This window comes from Neisseria sp. P0021.S006 (genome assembly GCF_051956895.1).
This window is the reverse complement of record NZ_JBQCWZ010000757.1, coordinates 1-681: the sequence shown is the minus strand read 5'-3', so window position 1 is coordinate 681 and position 681 is coordinate 1. Positions and strand designations below refer to the sequence as shown.

Annotated in this window: 2 protein-coding genes; one reads left to right on the top strand and one right to left on the bottom strand. The window is 49.2% G+C overall.

What is annotated here, in order from left to right:
* Positions 1-195, bottom strand: a 195-nt coding sequence (locus ACTHUM_RS16930; protein ID WP_440403546.1) for a Rid family hydrolase, incomplete at its 3' end; no start/stop codon positions are given.
* Between the two features lie 86 nt (positions 196-281).
* Here ACTHUM_RS16930 and ACTHUM_RS16925 point away from each other — a divergent pair.
* On the top strand, positions 282-681 hold a 400-nt coding region (locus tag ACTHUM_RS16925; RefSeq protein ID WP_440403545.1), incomplete at its 3' end, for a YaaA family protein.

The window sequence follows — 681 nt, the reverse complement described above, 5'->3', positions numbered from 1 at the left end:
ATCCAAAGGAATCTGACCGCTCATATAAACCGTATCGCCTGCACGGACTGCTTGGCTGTATGCACCAATCGCGGCAGGGGCTTTGTCGGTATGGATAATGGTTTTAGACATGATATTCTCCTCAAATAGAAATGTCAGAAACAGGTGGAAGCTTCGAATTTTACTTTCAACAGAAATACGTTTCAATAAAAGCATTCAATTAATGCGTTTAGCCCGTCTTGTTCTTCCCCGATTTTAAACCTACAATCCCACATATTATTCATTTCAAAGCCGAAATTATTATGTTTTTTGTCTTATCCCCAGCCAAAAACCTCAACGAAAAAGACCCCTCCCCCGTCAGCAGCTTTACCCAGCCCGACCTTCTGCCCGAAGCGGAAATCCTGATGCAGGAGTTGCGCCAGCTTGCCCCCCAACAAATCGCCGAGCTGATGCATGTTTCCGACAAAATCGCCCTGCTCAATGCCGAACGCAATGCCGTATGGCACACGCCGTTTACGCCTGAAAACGCCAAACAAGCCGTATTTATGTTCAACGGCGACGTCTACGAAGGCATCGCCGCCGATACGCTCAAACCGAAACAAATCGACTACCTGCAACAACACGTCCGCCTGCTCTCCGGCCTATACGGCGTACTGCGCCCGCTCGACTTGATGCAGCCCTACCGCTTGGAAATGGGCACAG